The sequence below is a fragment of the Streptomyces sp. NPDC006435 genome (assembly GCF_040612315.1).
Lineage (GTDB): Bacteria > Actinomycetota > Actinomycetes > Streptomycetales > Streptomycetaceae > Streptomyces.
The window spans coordinates 188,086-203,990 of sequence record NZ_JBEXPY010000001.1 but is presented as its reverse complement, the minus strand read 5'-3'; the positions used below and the strand labels follow the sequence as shown (position 1 = coordinate 203,990).

Annotated in this window: 16 protein-coding genes; 7 read left to right on the top strand and 9 right to left on the bottom strand. The window is 68.7% G+C overall.

Annotated elements, in window-relative coordinates; genetic code table 11:
* The first annotated feature begins 63 nt into the window (after positions 1-63).
* Both trxB and trxA read left to right on the top strand, forming a co-directional pair.
* On the top strand, positions 64-1,029 hold the full coding sequence (trxB, locus tag ABZZ04_RS00920; protein ID WP_356930051.1) for a thioredoxin-disulfide reductase: 966 nt from the start codon (positions 64-66) through the stop codon (positions 1,027-1,029).
* 44 nt (positions 1,030-1,073) lie between these two features.
* Entirely contained in the window at positions 1,074-1,406 is a 333-nt protein-coding gene (gene trxA, locus ABZZ04_RS00915) for a thioredoxin (protein WP_283852786.1), read from the top strand.
* Positions 1,407-1,485: 79 nt separating this feature from the next.
* On the opposite strand, the gene ABZZ04_RS00910 is transcribed toward trxA, so the two are convergent.
* The 9 genes from ABZZ04_RS00910 to rpmH form a co-directional block, all read right to left on the bottom strand.
* Complete coding sequence (locus tag ABZZ04_RS00910) at positions 1,486-2,103, bottom strand: GNAT family N-acetyltransferase (protein WP_356930050.1); 618 nt, start codon at positions 2,101-2,103, stop codon at positions 1,486-1,488.
* 302 nt (positions 2,104-2,405) lie between these two features.
* On the bottom strand, positions 2,406-3,506 hold the full coding sequence (locus tag ABZZ04_RS00905) for a ParB/RepB/Spo0J family partition protein (RefSeq protein WP_356930049.1): 1,101 nt from the start codon (positions 3,504-3,506) through the stop codon (positions 2,406-2,408).
* Positions 3,503-4,579 carry a ParA family protein gene (locus ABZZ04_RS00900; protein ID WP_356930048.1) on the bottom strand — a complete coding sequence of 359 codons (1,077 nt, stop codon included), beginning with the start codon at positions 4,577-4,579 and terminating at the stop codon, positions 3,503-3,505. Before ABZZ04_RS00900 ends, ABZZ04_RS00905 begins: the two co-directional genes overlap by 4 nt.
* 291 nt (positions 4,580-4,870) lie before the next feature.
* Positions 4,871-5,587, bottom strand: a complete 717-nt coding sequence (gene rsmG / locus ABZZ04_RS00895; RefSeq protein ID WP_148836956.1) for a 16S rRNA (guanine(527)-N(7))-methyltransferase RsmG — start codon at positions 5,585-5,587, stop codon at positions 4,871-4,873.
* A 110-nt stretch (positions 5,588-5,697) separates the two neighbouring features.
* The gene (locus ABZZ04_RS00890) at positions 5,698-6,207 is read right to left on the bottom strand and encodes a R3H domain-containing nucleic acid-binding protein (protein ID WP_148836955.1); all 510 of its coding nucleotides are present in this window, start codon (positions 6,205-6,207) and stop codon (positions 5,698-5,700) included.
* Positions 6,208-6,221: 14 nt separating this feature from the next.
* Positions 6,222-7,478 carry a membrane protein insertase YidC gene (yidC, locus tag ABZZ04_RS00885; RefSeq protein ID WP_356930047.1) on the bottom strand — a complete coding sequence of 419 codons (1,257 nt, stop codon included), beginning with the start codon at positions 7,476-7,478 and terminating at the stop codon, positions 6,222-6,224.
* A gap of 3 nt (positions 7,479-7,481) precedes the next feature.
* Entirely contained in the window at positions 7,482-7,841 is a 360-nt protein-coding gene (gene yidD / locus ABZZ04_RS00880) for a membrane protein insertion efficiency factor YidD (protein ID WP_356930046.1), read from the bottom strand.
* The gene (rnpA, locus tag ABZZ04_RS00875) at positions 7,838-8,209 is read right to left on the bottom strand and encodes a ribonuclease P protein component (RefSeq protein ID WP_148836952.1); all 372 of its coding nucleotides are present in this window, start codon (positions 8,207-8,209) and stop codon (positions 7,838-7,840) included. The genes yidD and rnpA overlap by 4 nt, the downstream gene beginning before the upstream one ends.
* 20 nt (positions 8,210-8,229) lie before the next feature.
* Positions 8,230-8,367 carry a 50S ribosomal protein L34 gene (gene rpmH, locus ABZZ04_RS00870; protein ID WP_006348049.1) on the bottom strand — a complete coding sequence of 46 codons (138 nt, stop codon included), beginning with the start codon at positions 8,365-8,367 and terminating at the stop codon, positions 8,230-8,232.
* A gap of 381 nt (positions 8,368-8,748) precedes the next feature.
* On the opposite strand from rpmH, the gene dnaA reads away from it, so the two are divergent.
* The 5 genes from dnaA (at position 8,749) to ABZZ04_RS00845 (ending at position 15,676) form a co-directional block, all read left to right on the top strand.
* Entirely contained in the window at positions 8,749-10,545 is a 1,797-nt protein-coding gene (gene dnaA, locus ABZZ04_RS00865) for a chromosomal replication initiator protein DnaA (protein WP_356930045.1), read from the top strand.
* 1,178 nt (positions 10,546-11,723) lie between these two features.
* Positions 11,724-12,854, top strand: coding sequence for a DNA polymerase III subunit beta (gene dnaN, locus ABZZ04_RS00860; protein WP_356930245.1), 1,131 nt, complete (start codon positions 11,724-11,726; stop codon positions 12,852-12,854).
* 154 nt (positions 12,855-13,008) lie between these two features.
* Positions 13,009-13,887, top strand: a complete 879-nt coding sequence (gene gnd, locus ABZZ04_RS00855; RefSeq protein WP_283852777.1) for a phosphogluconate dehydrogenase (NAD(+)-dependent, decarboxylating) — start codon at positions 13,009-13,011, stop codon at positions 13,885-13,887.
* A gap of 80 nt (positions 13,888-13,967) precedes the next feature.
* Positions 13,968-15,098 carry a DNA replication/repair protein RecF gene (gene recF / locus ABZZ04_RS00850; RefSeq protein ID WP_356930044.1) on the top strand — a complete coding sequence of 377 codons (1,131 nt, stop codon included), beginning with the start codon at positions 13,968-13,970 and terminating at the stop codon, positions 15,096-15,098.
* Positions 15,099-15,163: 65 nt separating this feature from the next.
* Complete coding sequence (locus ABZZ04_RS00845) at positions 15,164-15,676, top strand: DciA family protein (protein WP_356930244.1); 513 nt, start codon at positions 15,164-15,166, stop codon at positions 15,674-15,676.
* Positions 15,677-15,905 lie beyond the last annotated feature (229 nt).

Sequence of the window (15,905 nt, the reverse complement as noted above, 5' to 3'; positions counted from 1 at the left end):
GTCGTTGAACCGACCCCAGTAGGCGTGGACAGTAGGCAGTCTGCAGAGACGAGGAAGAAACCCGTGAGCGACGTCCGTAACGTGATCATCATCGGCTCCGGCCCCGCGGGCTACACGGCCGCCCTTTACACCGCACGTGCCTCGCTGAAGCCGCTGGTGTTCGAGGGCGCCGTCACCGCCGGTGGCGCGCTGATGAACACCACCGACGTGGAGAACTTCCCGGGCTTCCAGGACGGGATCATGGGCCCCGAGCTCATGGACAACATGCGTGCCCAGGCCGAGCGCTTCGGTGCCGAGCTCGTCCCCGACGACATCGTCTCCGTGGACCTCACCGGGGACATCAAGACGGTCACCGACACGGCCGGCACGGTTCACCGCGCCAAGGCCGTCATCGTGACGACCGGCTCCCAGCACCGCAAGCTCGGTCTGCCCAACGAGGACGCACTCTCCGGACGCGGCGTCTCCTGGTGCGCCACCTGCGACGGGTTCTTCTTCAAGGACCAGGACATCGCCGTGGTGGGCGGCGGCGACACCGCGATGGAGGAGGCGACCTTCCTCTCCCGCTTCGCCAAGTCGGTCACCATTGTCCACCGCCGGGACACGCTGCGTGCCTCCAAGGCCATGCAGGAGCGCGCCTTCGCCGACCCGAAGATCAAGTTCGCCTGGGACAGCGAGGTCGCCGAGGTCCACGGCGAGCAGAAGCTGTCCGGCCTGACCCTTCGGAACACCAAGACCGGCGAAACCTCCGAGCTCGCGGTGACCGGCCTGTTCATCGCGGTGGGCCACGACCCGCGCACCGAGCTCTTCAAGGGCCAGCTCGACCTCGACGAAGAGGGCTACCTCAAGGTCGACGCCCCCTCGACCCGCACCAACCTCACTGGTGTCTTCGGTGCCGGTGACGTCGTCGACCACACCTACCGGCAGGCCATCACCGCTGCCGGCACGGGCTGCTCGGCAGCTCTCGACGCCGAGCGTTTCCTTGCCGCGCTCGCCGACGACGAGAAGGCCGCCGCCGCGGCCGCCGTCTGATCCACGCCCCTCACCCCACACCCCGAGAAGTTAAGGAGGTCGCCGTGGCCGGCGCCCTGAAGAACGTGACCGACGACTCCTTCGACGAGGTCGTCCTGAAGAGCGAGAAGCCCGTACTGGTGGACTTCTGGGCCGCCTGGTGCGGTCCGTGCCGTCAGATCGCCCCCTCCCTGGAGGCGATCGCCGCCGAGCACGGCGAGCAGATCGAGATCGTCAAGCTCAACATTGACGAGAACCCGGCCACGGCCGCCAAGTACGGCGTCATGTCCATCCCGACCCTGAACGTCTACCGGGGCGGCGAGGTCGCCAAGACCATCGTCGGCGCCAAGCCGAAGGCCGCGATCCTTCGTGACCTCGAGGACTTCATCGGCGCGTAGCACCGCAGCACGATGTTTCACGTGAAACGGGTCCGTTCCTCGGGGACGGGCCCGTTTCGCTTTTTCATGAGTACGCGGATCACAGCGGTCTGAGAGCAGGTTCCTTCTGCACCGCGCCCAGCAACCGGTCCAGCGCCAGCTCGACGTCTTCCTTCCAGGAAAGCGTCGTTCGCAACTCCAGTCTCAGCCGCGGATGGACCGGATGCGGTCGTACAGTCTTGAAGCCGACCGCCAGCAGATGATCCGCAGGGAGCACACAGGCAGGCCCCTTCCAGCGGGCGTCGCCGAACGCTTCGATCGCCTTGAACCCCCGTCGCAGCAGATCCTTGGCAACCGTCTGCACCATGACCCGGCCGAGCCCCTGCCCCTGGTAACCGGGCACGATCCAGGAAGTCATCAGCTGCACAGCATCGGGGGAGACCGGACTGGTGGGAAACGCCGTCGACCGCGGCACGTAGGCCGGTGGCGCGTAGAGGACGAAGCCCACCGGCACGTCATCGACATAGACCACACGGCCGCACGACCCCCACTCCAGGAGAACGGCCGAGATCCACGCCTCCTTCTCCAGCGCGGGCGTTCCCGCCTTCAGTGCGGCTTCTCCGCTGACGGGATCGAGCTCCCAGAAGACGCACGATCGGCAGCGTCCGGGGATATCGGAAAGGTTGTCCAGTGTGAGCGGTACGAGCCGACGCCCCATGAAGGCTGTTCCTCGCTTCCTTCACCCGCCGCATCGTGTACGACGGTCAGTGCACCCCGTTCGAGAAGCAGGCCACCGGCAAAGCCCTCATCCGTTCCCGGGCCCGGTTCCACCGTCATCGATCGACTGCGGCTCACTGGTCGCATGGCCCTCCCCACCGAGGCGACTCAAGCCGGATGTGCCATACCGGAACGCATCGTATCCACCCGAAGATGAAGCCGACACCGGGAGAAAGCAAAGGGCGGGCCGTGTTCCGGCAACCACCGGAAACACGGCCCGCCCTCCGTCCCGTCGGTCCGGGATCAGTCCTCGTCGTCCTTGGCGGATTCCTCGGAGGGCGTCCGGTCCAGCACGCGCTCCTCACCCGGTGCCAGGCTGCTGAGGATCCGGTCGAGATCCTCCATCGACGCGAACTCGACGACGATCTTCCCCTTCTTCTGCCCGAGGTCGACCTTCACCCTGGTCTCGAAGCGGTCCGACAGCCGGGAGGCGAGATCGGACAGCGCGGGCGAGACCCGACCGCCGGCCCGCGGCCCCTTGGGCTTGGCGGAGCTCGTCGGGCTGGAACCCATGAGGGTCACGATCTCCTCGACCGCACGCACCGACAGCCCCTCGGCCACGATGCGGTGGGCGAGCCTGTCCTGCTCCTCCGAGTCCTCCACGGACAGCAGTGCCCGTGCGTGCCCCGCCGACAGCACCCCGGCCGCGACCCTCCGCTGTACCGGAGCCGACAGCCTCAGCAGACGCAGCGTGTTCGACACCTGCGGGCGCGAGCGCCCGATCCGGTCGGCCAGCTGGTCATGCGTGCACTTGAAGTCCTTGAGCAGTTGGTCGTACGCAGCTGCCTCCTCCAGCGGATTCAGCTGGGCCCGGTGGAGGTTCTCCAGGAGCGCGTCCAGGAGAAGCTTCTCGTCCTCCGTGGCCCGGACGATGGCCGGGATCCGCTCCAGGCCCGCCTCTCGACAGGCCCTCCAGCGCCGCTCACCCATGATGAGCTCAAAGCGCTCCGGCCCCGTCTTCCGCACCACGACGGGCTGGAGCAGGCCCACCTCCTTGATGGAGGTCACCAGCTCCGCGAGCGCGTCCTCGTCGAACACCTCACGGGGCTGACGAGGATTCGGGGTGATCGAGTCGAGGGGCACCTCGGCGAAGTACGCACCGGAAACCGTTGCCGGCCCGGAGGTCACATCGTTCTCCAGGACCGGCGCACTCGGTTCCGGCACCACCGGAGTGCTCGCGAGGGTGGCCACCTTCGCCGCGGCCACTCCTCGATCCGTCGTCATCACGGGCCCCGTCCCGGAGGAGGCCGAACCCATCCCCGCGGACGGTACCTGCTTCTCCTGCGGAGCGGCGGGGATCAGAGCACCCAGCCCACGCCCCAACCCTCTTCGACGCTCGCTCACTGAATACCCTCCGAAATGCTCTGCTGGCTGTTCCCGGTGCCCGCGTGGGCGTGCTGGGCCTCGTACTGGACCCCGACGCCCCTCAGGGCGATCTCACGTGCTGCTTCGAGGTACGACAGCGACCCGCTGGAACCCGGATCGTAGGTCAGCACCGTCTGTCCGTAGCTCGGTGCCTCCGAGATCCTCACCGATCGCGGAATGCTCGTCCGCAGCACCTCCTTGCCGAAGTGCGTGCGCACCTCCTCCGCGACCTGTGACGCGAGCCTGGTCCTGCCGTCGTACATGGTGAGCAGGATCGTCGACACGTGAAGGTCAGGGTTGAGGTGTCCTCGTACCAGGTCCACGTTGCGCAGCAACTGCCCCAGCCCTTCGAGCGCGTAGTACTCGCACTGGATGGGGATCAGCACCTCGGCACCGGCGACCAGGGCGTTGACCGTCAGCAGGCCGAGCGAGGGCGGGCAGTCGATGAGGATGTAGTCCAGGGGCTGCTCGTACGCCTGGATCGCCCGCTGCAACCGGCTCTCCCGTGCCACCAGCGACACCAGCTCGATCTCCGCACCGGCGAGATCGATGGTGGCGGGGGCGCAGAAGAGGCCTTCGACATCCCGAACGGGCTGGACCACTTCGGAGAGCGGCCTGCTGTCCACCAGGACGTCATAGATGGAGGGGACCTCGGCATGGTGATCGATGCCCAGTGCCGTGGAGGCGTTCCCCTGCGGGTCGAGGTCGACCACCAGAACGCGCGCGCCGTGGAGCGCGAGCGAGGCGGCAAGATTGACCGTCGTGGTGGTCTTGCCCACCCCGCCCTTCTGGTTGGCCACCACCATGACGCGCGTACGGTCAGGCCGGGGCATGCCCTCGCCGGCGCGGCCGAGGGCCTCGACCGCCAGCTGGGCCGCACGACCGATGGGTGTGTCGTCCATCGGCGGTGGTGTTTCACGTGAAACACCCTCCCCCGCCGATTCGGTTCGGGGACCGGGGACCGGATCGGTCATCGGTCCCGCGAAGTTGGCGTCGGACCGCAAGGATTCACTCTCCTCGACTTCAGGCTCGCAATGAACAGAGCCTGCCATGCTTTCGGGGTCGCGAACCAGCGAGGTCGGTTCTTCTGTGGATGATTCCTCTTCTGTGGACAACTCCGTAGCCCTCACGGGCTTGCGATGCCGTGGCGCGGCAGCCGCACGACCGCGCCTGATGAACTCCTGCAGCAGAGAGCGACGTTTCACGTGAAACACGATGCCCCTGCGGCTGGGCCGCAGGGGCACGACACTCCGCATGGTCACGTATGGCCACATGCCGGGAGAACCATCATTAAGTGGTAGTAATCGCCCATTACGGCTGACCTCGCCGCGTGGTCGGAGCCGTCAGCGACGACGTCTCGTGCGGCTCGTCCGCGCAGCCTTGGCTCTCTTTGCGGCGAACCTCACACCGCCGGGGCTCTCCCCGACCACCACACGCACCACCGTGGACATCGGGTCGACCACTCCCTCACCGACGTGCAGCACCTCGGTCTCCTCCACGCCGAGCTTGCTCAGGGCCGCACGCGCCCCGGCGATCTCCTCCTCGGCAGTGTCCCCCTTCAGCGCCAGCATCTCGCCGTACGGACGCAGCAGCGGCACGCCCCAGCCGGCCAGCCGATCCAGCGGAGCCACCGCACGGGCCGTCACCACATGAACCGGCTGCAGCGTCCCCAGGACCTCCTCGGCACGGCCGCGCACGACCGTCACATGGTCCAGGCCCAGCAGCTCGACGACCTCCTGGAGGAAGTTCGTCCGCCGGAGCAGGGGCTCCAGCAGGGTGATCTTGAGGTCCGGTCGCACCAGTGCCAGCGGGATGCCCGGAAGCCCCGCGCCCGAGCCCACATCGCAGACCGTGACCCCCTCGGGCACAACCTCGGAGAGCACCGCGCAGTTCAGCAGGTGCCGCTCCCACAGCCTGGGCACCTCGCGCGGCCCGATCAGCCCCCGCTTCACTCCGGCGTCCGCCAGCAGTTCCGCGTACCGAACAGCTTCCGGGAAGAACTCGCCGAAAACCGCACGCGCCTCTTCCGGCGCCTCGGGAAGCTCTACTTCCGCCGTCACGGGAACCGTCCTTCCTTACCGCACTACCGCACTGTGAGTGGCTGACTATCAGGCTGACAAAGATCGGCCCCGCCTGCGAACAGACGGGGCCGGTGGAGCAAAGGGTCCGGTCAGGCCGGGAGAACGACGACGAAGCGCTGCGGCTCCTCGCCCTCGGACTCGCTGCGCAGACCGGCGGCCGCGACCGCGTCGTGCACGACCTTGCGCTCGAACGGAGTCATCGGGTCCAGCTTCACCGGCTCGCCGGTGCTCTTGACCTCATCCGCGGCCTTGGCGCCCAGCTCGGCGAGCTCCGCCCGCTTCTTGGCCCGGAAGCCCGCGATGTCCAGCATCAGCCGACTGCGGTCCCCCGTCTCCCGGTGCACGGCGAGTCGCGTCAGCTCCTGGAGCGCCTCCAGCACCTCACCGTCGCGGCCCACGAGCTTCTGCAGTTCACGTGCCGAGTCGCTGATGATCGAGACCGCGGCCCGGTCCGCCTCGACATCCATGTCGATGTCGCCGTCGAGATCGGCGATGTCGAGCAGGCCCTCGAGGTAGTCCGCTGCGATCTCACCCTCCTGCTCGAGGCGGGTCAAGGTGTCGCTGCCCTCGGCGGCCGTGGAGGTGGTGCCTTCCGTCACGGATGGACTCCTTCTTACTTCTTGGACGGGTGCTTGGGCCGCTGCGGACCCTTGCGCTGCCCGGACTTGGCTTGGCGTGAGGAGCCGGACGCAGGCTTGCCCGCCGGCTTGGGCTTCTCGTCCTGCGGTTCCTTCCCCTTCTGCAGGGAAGTCTTGGAGCCCGACTCGGTGGAATCGGCGCCCTTGGCCGCCGTGGCACCGGTCTGTCGCTGGGCCTTGGTCTGGCGCTTGGGCTGCTGACGACGCTGCGCGGCCGTGCCCTCGGCGTCGGAGACGGTCGTCTCGCCCTTGATGACCGTGCCGTCCTCCTGGGCGACGAGCCCCAGCTTGGCCAGCCCCGTGATGAACTTCCGCTCGATGTCATTGCGGTCCGGGCCCTTGGCCACGATCCGCTTGACGGTGTTGCGACGGGTCCTTCCGCGGACCTCGCCGCGCGCGGTGACGCTCTTCAGCAGACGTCCCAGGTACTGGTCCTGCGCCTTGCTGCCCGGGGTCGGGTTCTGGTTGATCACGTACATCTGCTGACCCATGGTCCAGACGTTGGTGGTCAGCCAGTAGACGAGGACACCGACGGGGAAGTTGATGCCCATCACGGCGAAGATCACCGGGAAGATGTACATCAGCATCTTCTGCTGCTGCATGTACGGCGTCTTGACCGTCAGGTCGACGTTCTTCGTCATCAGCTGGCGCTGGGTGAAGAACTGCGAGGCCGACATCAGCACGATCATGACCGCGGTGACGACCCTGACGTCGGTCAGCGAGGCGCCGAGAGCCTGGACCTTCTCCTCGCTGTCCATGAACTTGGCGGCGAGCGGGGCACCGAAGATGTGGGCCTGACGAGCGCTGTCGAGCAGCGACTGGTCGATCACGCCGATCTTCTTGTTCGAGGCGATCGACGAGAGCACGTGGTACAGGGCGAAGAAGAACGGCGACTGCGCCAGGATGGGAAGGCACGAGGAGAGCGGGTTGGTACCCGTCTCCTTGTACAGCTTCATCATCTCTTCGGACTGACGCTGCTTGTCGCTCTTGTAGCGCTCCTGGATCGCCTTCATCTTCGGCTGGAGCACCTGCATGTTGCGGGTCGACTTGATCTGCTTGACGAAAAGCGGGATCAGGCAGATCCGGATCAACACCACCAGGGACACGATGGACAGGCCCCAGGCCCACCCGGTGTCGTCACCGAAGATCGCCCCGTACAACTTGTGGAACTGGACGATGACCCATGAGACGGGCCAGGTGATGAAACTGAACAGACTGGCAATCGTGTCCACTAATCAGGCTCCTTGAGCATTGGGCGAAGTCTCTGCGGCCGGGCCCGGGGTTTCGGAGGCCGATCCCCGAGCAGGCACATCAGCGGCGGAGTCCCCGCCCTTGCCACCGCGCATGGCATTACGCAGGAGTTCATGCCAACGCGGACGTTTGCGTGGTGGAACATGGTCCACGCCACCGGGTGACCACGGATTGCACCGCAGGATGCGCCAGGCCGTCAACGCAGTCCCCTTGATCGCCCCGTGCCGGTCGATCGACGTGTAGCCGTAGTGGGAACACGACGGGTAGTAACGGCAGACAGGCCCGAGGAGTGGGCTGATCGTCCACTGGTACAGCTTGATGAGAGCCAGCAGCGGGTACTTCATCGCGCGCCCCCTCCCAGCAGCCGCTGGAGAGCGGCATCCAGGTCTCGGGCCAGCTGATCATGGTCGGCGTCGCCCGCACCGGGCAGCGCTCGTACGACAACCAGGCTACCGGGGGGCAGCAGCGCGAGCCGATCGCGGACCAGATGGCGAAGCCTGCGCTTCACCGCCGTGCGTATCACCGCTCCACCCACTGCTTTGCTGACAACGAAACCCGCACGCGGCGGGGGAGCGTTCTCCCCAGTCGCGTGCGGGTCCGTTGAACCGCTGCGTAGATGGACGACGAGAAGCGGGCGGCCTGCCCTGCGCCCTCGACGTACCGCGGTCGCGAAGTCCTCGCGCCGCCTCAGCCGATTCTCGGTAGGCAGCACGTCATGACCTGTTAAAGCGATCAGGCGGACAGGCTGGCGCGACCCTTGCTGCGGCGGGACGCGAGAATCGCGCGGCCGGCACGGGTGCGCATACGCAGCCGGAAGCCGTGGGTCTTCGCGCGACGACGGTTGTTCGGCTGGAAGGTGCGCTTGCTCACTCGGGGGCTCCAGAAATGACTCGTGTGTTGGCGGGACATCGCCTGGCTGTCACCGTGCGCCCACGAGAGACTCGCGTAAACGCTCTAGTGCACCGCTTCACGATCACAGATCGTGATCTTTGCCCATCGGAGGCAGGCGGCAGCAGCCATCGACAACTCGACCTGGTCACGGTACGCGCGGCTACGCCATCCGGTCAAACCGGCTCCTCGACACCCGCCACTATGCACAGGCTGTGGACAACAACTTGAACGACGCGGGTCGCCCTGACTACCGTGGCCGGGCTCCGGTGCTTTTTCTTCCTGCCTGCCGGTCCTCACCCATCCCGAACCATCCCGTCCCGAGAACCACACATTCGTGGGACCAGCGAGAGAGCGTGCCCCGTGGCTGACGTACCTGCCGATCTTGCCGCAGTGTGGCCACGCGTGCTGGAACAACTCCTCGGGGAGGGCCAGCAGGGCATCGAGCCGAAGGACAAGCAGTGGATCGAGCGCTGCCAGCCGCTCGCGCTGGTGGCCGACACGGCCCTGCTCGCCGTCCCCAACGAGTGGGGCAAGCGCGTCCTGGAGGGCCGGCTCGCGCCACTCATCAGCGAGACGCTGAGCCGGGAGTGCGGCCGCCCGATCCGCATCGCGATCACCGTCGACGACTCCGCGGGCGAGCCCCCGAGCCCGCCCGCACCGCCGATGCACCAGCCCCCGCAGCCCCAGCAGCACCGCTACCCGGGCCAGCAGCACGACGAGCGGCAGCACGGCGACGCCTACGACGGATACGGGCACCGGCCCTCGGACGACGGCATGCCGACCGCACGGCCGGCCTACCCCGAGTACCAGCAGCAGCGCCCGGAGCCCGGCTCCTGGCCGCGCACCCAGGAGGACCTCTCCTGGCAGCAGCCCCGGCTCGGCGGGTTCCAGGACCGCGAGGGCGCCGCGGAGCAGTGGCGCGAGCCGTACGCCGGGGGCCGCCCCCAGCAGCCGCAGCACGACTACCGTCCGCAGCCGCCCGAGCGCCAGGGCTACGAGCCGCAGCGCCCCGAGTTGCCGGAACCCCAGCCCCAGCACCGCCAGGGCGGCGCCGGCACCGGGCGGCCCGGCGGCGGGGGCCCGATGGGTCCGCAGCCCGCGGCCACGCCCGGCCCCGGCGAACCGGCGGCCCGGCTGAACCCGAAGTACCTCTTCGACACCTTCGTCATCGGCGCGTCCAACCGGTTCGCGCACGCCGCCGCGGTCGCGGTCGCCGAGGCGCCCGCCAAGGCGTACAACCCGCTCTTCATCTACGGGGAGTCCGGGCTCGGCAAGACCCACCTGCTGCACGCCATCGGGCATTACGCCCGCAGCCTCTACCCGGGCACCCGGGTGCGGTACGTGAGCTCCGAGGAGTTCACCAACGAGTTCATCAACTCGATCCGCGACGGCAAGGGCGACACCTTCCGCAAGCGTTACCGCGACGTGGACATCCTGCTGGTCGACGACATCCAGTTCCTGGCGAGCAAGGAGTCGACGCAGGAGGAGTTCTTCCACACCTTCAACACGCTCCACAACGCCAACAAGCAGATCGTGCTCTCCTCGGACCGGCCGCCCAAGCAGCTGGTGACCCTGGAGGACCGGCTGCGCAACCGGTTCGAGTGGGGCCTGACCACCGATGTGCAGCCGCCGGAGCTGGAGACGCGGATCGCGATCCTCCGCAAGAAGGCCGTGCAGGAGCAGCTCAACGCCCCGCCGGAGGTGCTGGAGTTCATCGCCTCCCGCATCTCCCGGAACATCCGGGAGCTGGAGGGGGCGCTGATCCGGGTCACGGCCTTCGCCAGCCTCAACCGCCAGCCGGTGGACCTCGGGCTGACCGAGCACGTGCTGAAGGACCTGATCCCGGGCGGCGAGGACTCGGCGCCGGAGATCACGGCGACGGCCATCATGGCGGCGACCGCGGACTACTTCGGCCTGACGGTGGACGACCTCTGCGGGACGTCGCGCAGCCGCGTGCTGGTGACGGCGCGCCAGATCGCCATGTACCTCTGCCGGGAGCTCACCGACCTCTCGCTGCCCAAGATCGGCGCACAGTTCGGCGGCCGCGACCATACGACGGTGATGCACGCGGACCGGAAGATCCGCGCGCTGATGGCGGAGCGGCGTTCCATCTACAACCAGGTCACCGAGCTCACCAACCGCATCAAGAACGGCTGACGGACCGGACGCGCGGACGGAAGCGCCCGGCCTCGGAGCGCCGGTGCGGGCGGCCGTGCCCGCACCGGCGTCGCGTCCCCGTAGTCCGGCCCCCGTATAGCTCCGTACGCGTCACGAAGGCGTCTGAGGACCCCTCAGCAGGGTTCCCCGGGCGCCTTCGTGCGTGTTCCGCCCGTCCCGTCCCGCTCACGGCCGGCCGCTCCCGCACGCACCCCTGTCCTGGTCCGAGCCCCGCCCGGACGGCTCGTCCCGGCCGCCCCACGTGTCCGACGCTCTTCGCCCGGAGCCGTTCTGCGCCGGGTCCGAACGTGCCGGAACCGCCTGTGGAACGCCTGCAGAACCGCCTCAGCGACCGCTCCGGCCCCCTGCTCGAGCCCTTCTCCGGGGCTCCGGCGGCACCGCGGTGTTCGAATACCTGCCGCCGACCTGCCGTTCTCCACAGATCTGGGCAGTTTTTCCCCTCCACAGCCTGGGGATCCGGAAGTTGTCCATATTGCTTCCACAGGGGCGACTGCCGATACTCCATCAGGCCAGGTCAAGCCCCTGGGGATTTGTGACCAACAACAATCCACAGCCTGTGGACAAAATATTCGTCCACAGGCTGCCGATGATGTTGTCCACCGGCGGCCCACAGCCACGGCCTCGTTGTCCCCAACTTTCTCGAGCTTCTCCACACCTCTGTCCACTGTTCGGCAACACGACACCGCTCGTCACCGCGCCGAGTGAAAGGCGTCACACCAAGAGGGTCGGTTGGGCTGTGGGGAACCTGGGTAAAGCTGGGGACAGCCCTGGGGAGAAAGTGCCCTGCCCTGTGCATCGGGTGTGCAGAACTTTCGGGCGTCCACAGAAGCACCGTGTTGTCCACCGGTGCCGCCCACAGGGGCAGTGGACAAAAAACTGGGCCTGACCTGCGGCAACGACGTTATCCACGGTTTCCACAGGCCCTACTACTACTGCCAACTAGAGTTAGCTCGGGATTCGCTTCGAAGTGGGGCCTGTGCACAACTCGGGGCCGGAGCGCTCCGAGCCTCTTGTCGCGACTTGACCCCGAGCAGCACCGAGTGTCGGTGCCGTACGTCAGACTGGTTCCCGGCGTCCTCCCTCCCCAGTCGGCGGGAGACCCGATCCAGACGACGAAGGCCAGCAGGGCGAGCGAGCAACAGCAGGAGGCGGTTCCGGTGAAGATCCGGGTGGAGCGCGATGTACTCGCGGAGGCTGTGGCCTGGGTGGCCCGTAGCCTCCCGGCCCGTCCGCCGGCGCCCGTTCTCGCGGGCCTTCTGCTGAAGGCCGAGGACGGCGCCCTCAGCTTCTCCAGCTTCGACTACGAGGTGTCGGCCCGGGTCTCGGTGGACGCCGAGGTCGAGGAGGACGGCACGGTGCTCGTCTCCGGCCGGCTGCTCGCCGACATCTGCCGCGCCCTCCCCAACCGTCCGGTGGAGATTTCCACAGACGGTGTACGGGCGACCGTGGTCTGCGGCTCCTCGCGGTTCACCCTCCACACCCTTCCTGTGGAGGAGTACCCGGCGCTGCCGGAGATGCCCACCGCCACGGGCACCGTTCCCGGTGAGGTCTTCGCCTCCGCCGCCGCCCAGGTCGCCATCGCCGCCGGCCGTGACGACACGCTGCCGGTGCTGACCGGTGTGCGCATCGAGATCGAGGGCGACACCGTCACCCTGGCCTCCACCGACCGCTACCGCTTCGCGGTCCGCGAGTTCCTCTGGAAGCCGGAGAACCCGGACGCCTCGGCCGTCGCCCTGGTGCCCGCCAAGACGCTGCTGGACACCGCCAAGGCCCTGACCAGCGGTGACACGGTGACGCTGGCGCTGTCCGGCTCGGGTGCCGGTGAGGGTCTGATCGGTTTCGAGGGCGCGGGCCGGCGGACGACCACGCGACTGCTCGAAGGCGACCTGCCGAAGTACCGCACGCTGTTCCCCACCGAGTTCAACTCGGTCGCGGTCATCGAGACCGCCCCGTTCGTCGAGGCCGTCAAGCGTGTGGCCCTCGTCGCCGAGCGGAACACCCCGGTGCGGCTCAGCTTCGAGCAGGGCGTGCTGATCCTGGAGGCGGGTTCCAGCGACGACGCACAGGCTGTGGAGCGGGTCGACGCGGTGCTGGAGGGCGAGGACATCTCGATCGCCTTCAACCCGACCTTCCTGCTGGACGGGCTCAGCGCGATCGACTCCCCGGTCGCCCAGCTTTCCTTCACGACGTCCACGAAGCCCGCGCTGCTCAGCGGCCGTCCGGCCGTGGACGCCGAGGCGGATGAGGCCTACAAGTACCTGATCATGCCGGTCCGCCTCTCCGGCTGACCTCGCGGCCGGGCCCCGGACGGGGCCTGTCACAGCAGTCCCGACGGGCATGCTCGGTGCCGGGCGTGCCCGTCGGTCCGTCCGGCGGTCCGTCCCCGGCCGGGCGTAGGCTCGGCCCTGGGTACGAATCGGCACAACGCTTAAGGAATCTCTGATGGAGCTCGGTCTCGTCGGCCTCGGCAAGATGGGCGGCAACATGCGCGAGCGCATCCGCCGCGCAGGCCACACCGTCATCGGTTACGACCGCAACCCGGACGTCTCCGATGTCCACAGTCTCGAAGAGCTCGTGGGCAAGCTGAAGGGCCCCCGGGTCGTCTGGGTGATGGTTCCGGCCGGAGCCCCGACCCAGGCCACCATCGACGAGCTGGCCGGTCTCCTGTCGCCCGGCGACGTCGTCGTGGACGGCGGGAACTCCCGCTGGACCGACGACGAGAAGCACGCCGTCGAGCTGGGCATCAAGGGCATCGGCTTCGTGGACTGCGGAGTTTCCGGCGGTGTCTGGGGCCTGGAGAACGGCTACGCGCTCATGTACGGCGGCGACGCCGAGAACGTGGCGAAGGTCCAGCCGGTCTTCGACGCGCTGAAGCCCGAGGGCGACTTCGGTTCCGTCCACGCGGGCAAGGTCGGCGCCGGCCACTTCGCGAAGATGGTCCACAACGGCATCGAGTACGCCATGATGCAGGCCTACGCCGAGGGCTGGGAGCTCCTGGAGAAGGTCGACTCCGTCACCGACGTGCGCGAGGTCTTCCGGTCCTGGCAGGAGGGCACGGTCATCCGTTCCTGGCTGCTCGACCTGGCGGTCAACGCGCTGGACGACGACGAGCACCTGGACAAGCTCCGCGGTTACGCCGCGGACTCCGGCGAGGGCCGGTGGACGGTGGAGGCCGCGATCGACAACGCGGTGCCGCTGCCCGCGATCACGGCGTCGCTCTTCGCGCGGTTCGCCTCGCGCCAGGAGGACTCCCCGCAGATGAAGATGATCGCCGCGCTGCGCAACCAGTTCGGTGGCCACGCGGTCGAGAGCAAGAAGTAGCCGCACGGGAAGCGGCCGGACCCGGTGTCCGGCCCCTCCACGAAGCACGGAGCAGGAAGCCGGAAAGGTCGGCGTACACCATGCATGTCACGCATCTCTCGCTGGCCGATTTCCGCTCGTACGCCCGGGTCGAGGTACCTCTCGATCCGGGCGTCACCGTGTTCGTGGGGGCCAACGGCCAGGGCAAGACGAATCTGGTCGAGGCGGTCGGCTATCTCGCGACGCTCGGCAGCCACCGGGTCTCCTCCGACGCCCCGCTGGTGCGGATGGGCGCGGAGCGGGCCGTCGTACGGGCGGCCGTGACCCAGGGAGAGCGGTCCCAGCTGATCGAGCTGGAGCTCAACCCCGGCCGGGCCAATCGGGCCCGCATCAATAGATCGTCGCAGGTCAGACCGCGTGATGTGCTGGGGATCGTGCGGTCCGTGCTGTTCGCGCCGGAGGATCTGGCGCTGGTCAAGGGGGACCCCGGGGAGCGTCGGCGCTTCCTCGACGAGCTGATCACGGCGCGTTCGCCGCGGATGGCGGGGGTGCGCTCGGACTACGAGCGGGTGCTGAAGCAGCGCAACACCCTGCTGAAGTCGGCGGCGATGGCGCGTCGGCACGGCGGCCGGTCGATGGACCTGTCCACGCTGGACGTGTGGGACCAGCACCTGGGCCGGGTGGGCGCGGAGCTGCTGGCGCAGCGACTGGATCTGATCGCCACCCTGCAGCCGCTGACGGACAAGGCGTACGGGGACGTCGCGCCGGGCGGTGGCCCGGTGGCGCTGGAGTACCGCAGTTCGGTCGGGGCGGACGTGGGGTCGGCCCGCGGCCGCGAGGAGCTGTACGAGCGGCTGATCGCCGCCCTGGCGGACGTGCGCAAGCAGGAGATCGAGCGGGGCGTGACGCTGGTCGGCCCGCACCGCGACGACGTGCTGCTGGGGTTGCGGGGGATGCCGGCCAAGGGGTACGCGAGCCACGGCGAGTCCTGGTCGTACGCGCTGGCGCTGCGGCTGGCCTCGTACGAGCTGCTGCGCGGCGAGGGCAACGAGCCGGTGCTGGTGCTCGACGACGTCTTCGCGGAGCTGGACGCGCGGCGCCGCGAGCGGCTGGCCGAGCTGGTGGCCCCGGGCGAGCAGGTGCTGGTGACGGCCGCGGTGGACGACGACGTCCCGGGGGTGCTGACGGGGGCGCGGTACGCGGTGTCCGCGGGGGCGGTGGAGCGGCTGTGAGCGGCTTCGGCGAGGTACCGGGCGCGGCCGGGGATCCGGCGCGGGAGCACTCCGGCAAGAAGAGCGTGCCGGAGCCGTCGGGGGTCGATCTGGCCCGGGTGGCGCTGCGCGCGGCGAAGGAGCAGGCGCGGGCGCGGGGCGCGGCCGCGCAGCAGAGGAAACAGGCCAGGCGGGGCGGCGGCCTGCGGTCGGGGGCGCGGGCGGACGGGCGCGATCCGCTGCCGCTGGGCGCGGCGATCAACCGGCTGATCACCGAGCGCGGCTGGGAGACGCCCGCAGCGGTGGGCGGGGTGATGGGGCGCTGGCCGCAGATCGTCGGTGAGGACCTGGCCAAGCACTGCGTGCCGCTGCGGTACGACGAGGAGCCGGACGAGCGGGTGCTCACGGTGCAGTGCGATTCGACGGCGTGGGCGACGCAGCTGCGGCTGCTGGCGCCCCAGCTGGTGGCCCGGCTGAACGCGGACCTGGGGCACGGCACGGTCCGGATGATCAAGGTGCTGGGGCCCGGTGGTCCGCAGCGCAGGTTCGGTCCGCTGCGGGCGCCGGGGAGCACCGGCCCCGGCGACACCTACGGCTGACCTGCGCCCATGCCTGCCTCCGGGCTTTTCGGGGGTCTGCTTCCGGGCTCTTCGGGGCGCTTTTCCCAGTACCGGTGCGGGGCCGTCGTGGCCCCGTGCCGCCCGGGTGCGACGGGATCCGCCGGGCCGGGGCACGGGGGTGTGCGGCGATCGGATCCGGGTGGGGGGAATGGGGCGTCCCTCACGGTAGCGGGAGGTTGACAGGCCGAAGCGCTCAAGGCCCGCGTGA

Excerpts from the sequence above, each read along its gene's own strand:
- ABZZ04_RS00910 (WP_356930050.1), bottom strand. The coding sequence starts at position 2,103 with ATGGGGCGTCGGCTCGTACCGCTCACACTGGACAACCTTTCCGATATC.
- ABZZ04_RS00900 (WP_356930048.1), bottom strand. The coding sequence starts at position 4,579 with ATGGCAGGCTCTGTTCATTGCGAGCCTGAAGTCGAGGAGAGTGAATCC.
- yidD (WP_356930046.1), bottom strand. The coding sequence starts at position 7,841 with ATGAAGTACCCGCTGCTGGCTCTCATCAAGCTGTACCAGTGGACGATC.
- gnd (WP_283852777.1), top strand. The coding sequence starts at position 13,009 with ATGGAGCTCGGTCTCGTCGGCCTCGGCAAGATGGGCGGCAACATGCGC.
- recF (WP_356930044.1), top strand. The coding sequence starts at position 13,968 with ATGCATGTCACGCATCTCTCGCTGGCCGATTTCCGCTCGTACGCCCGG.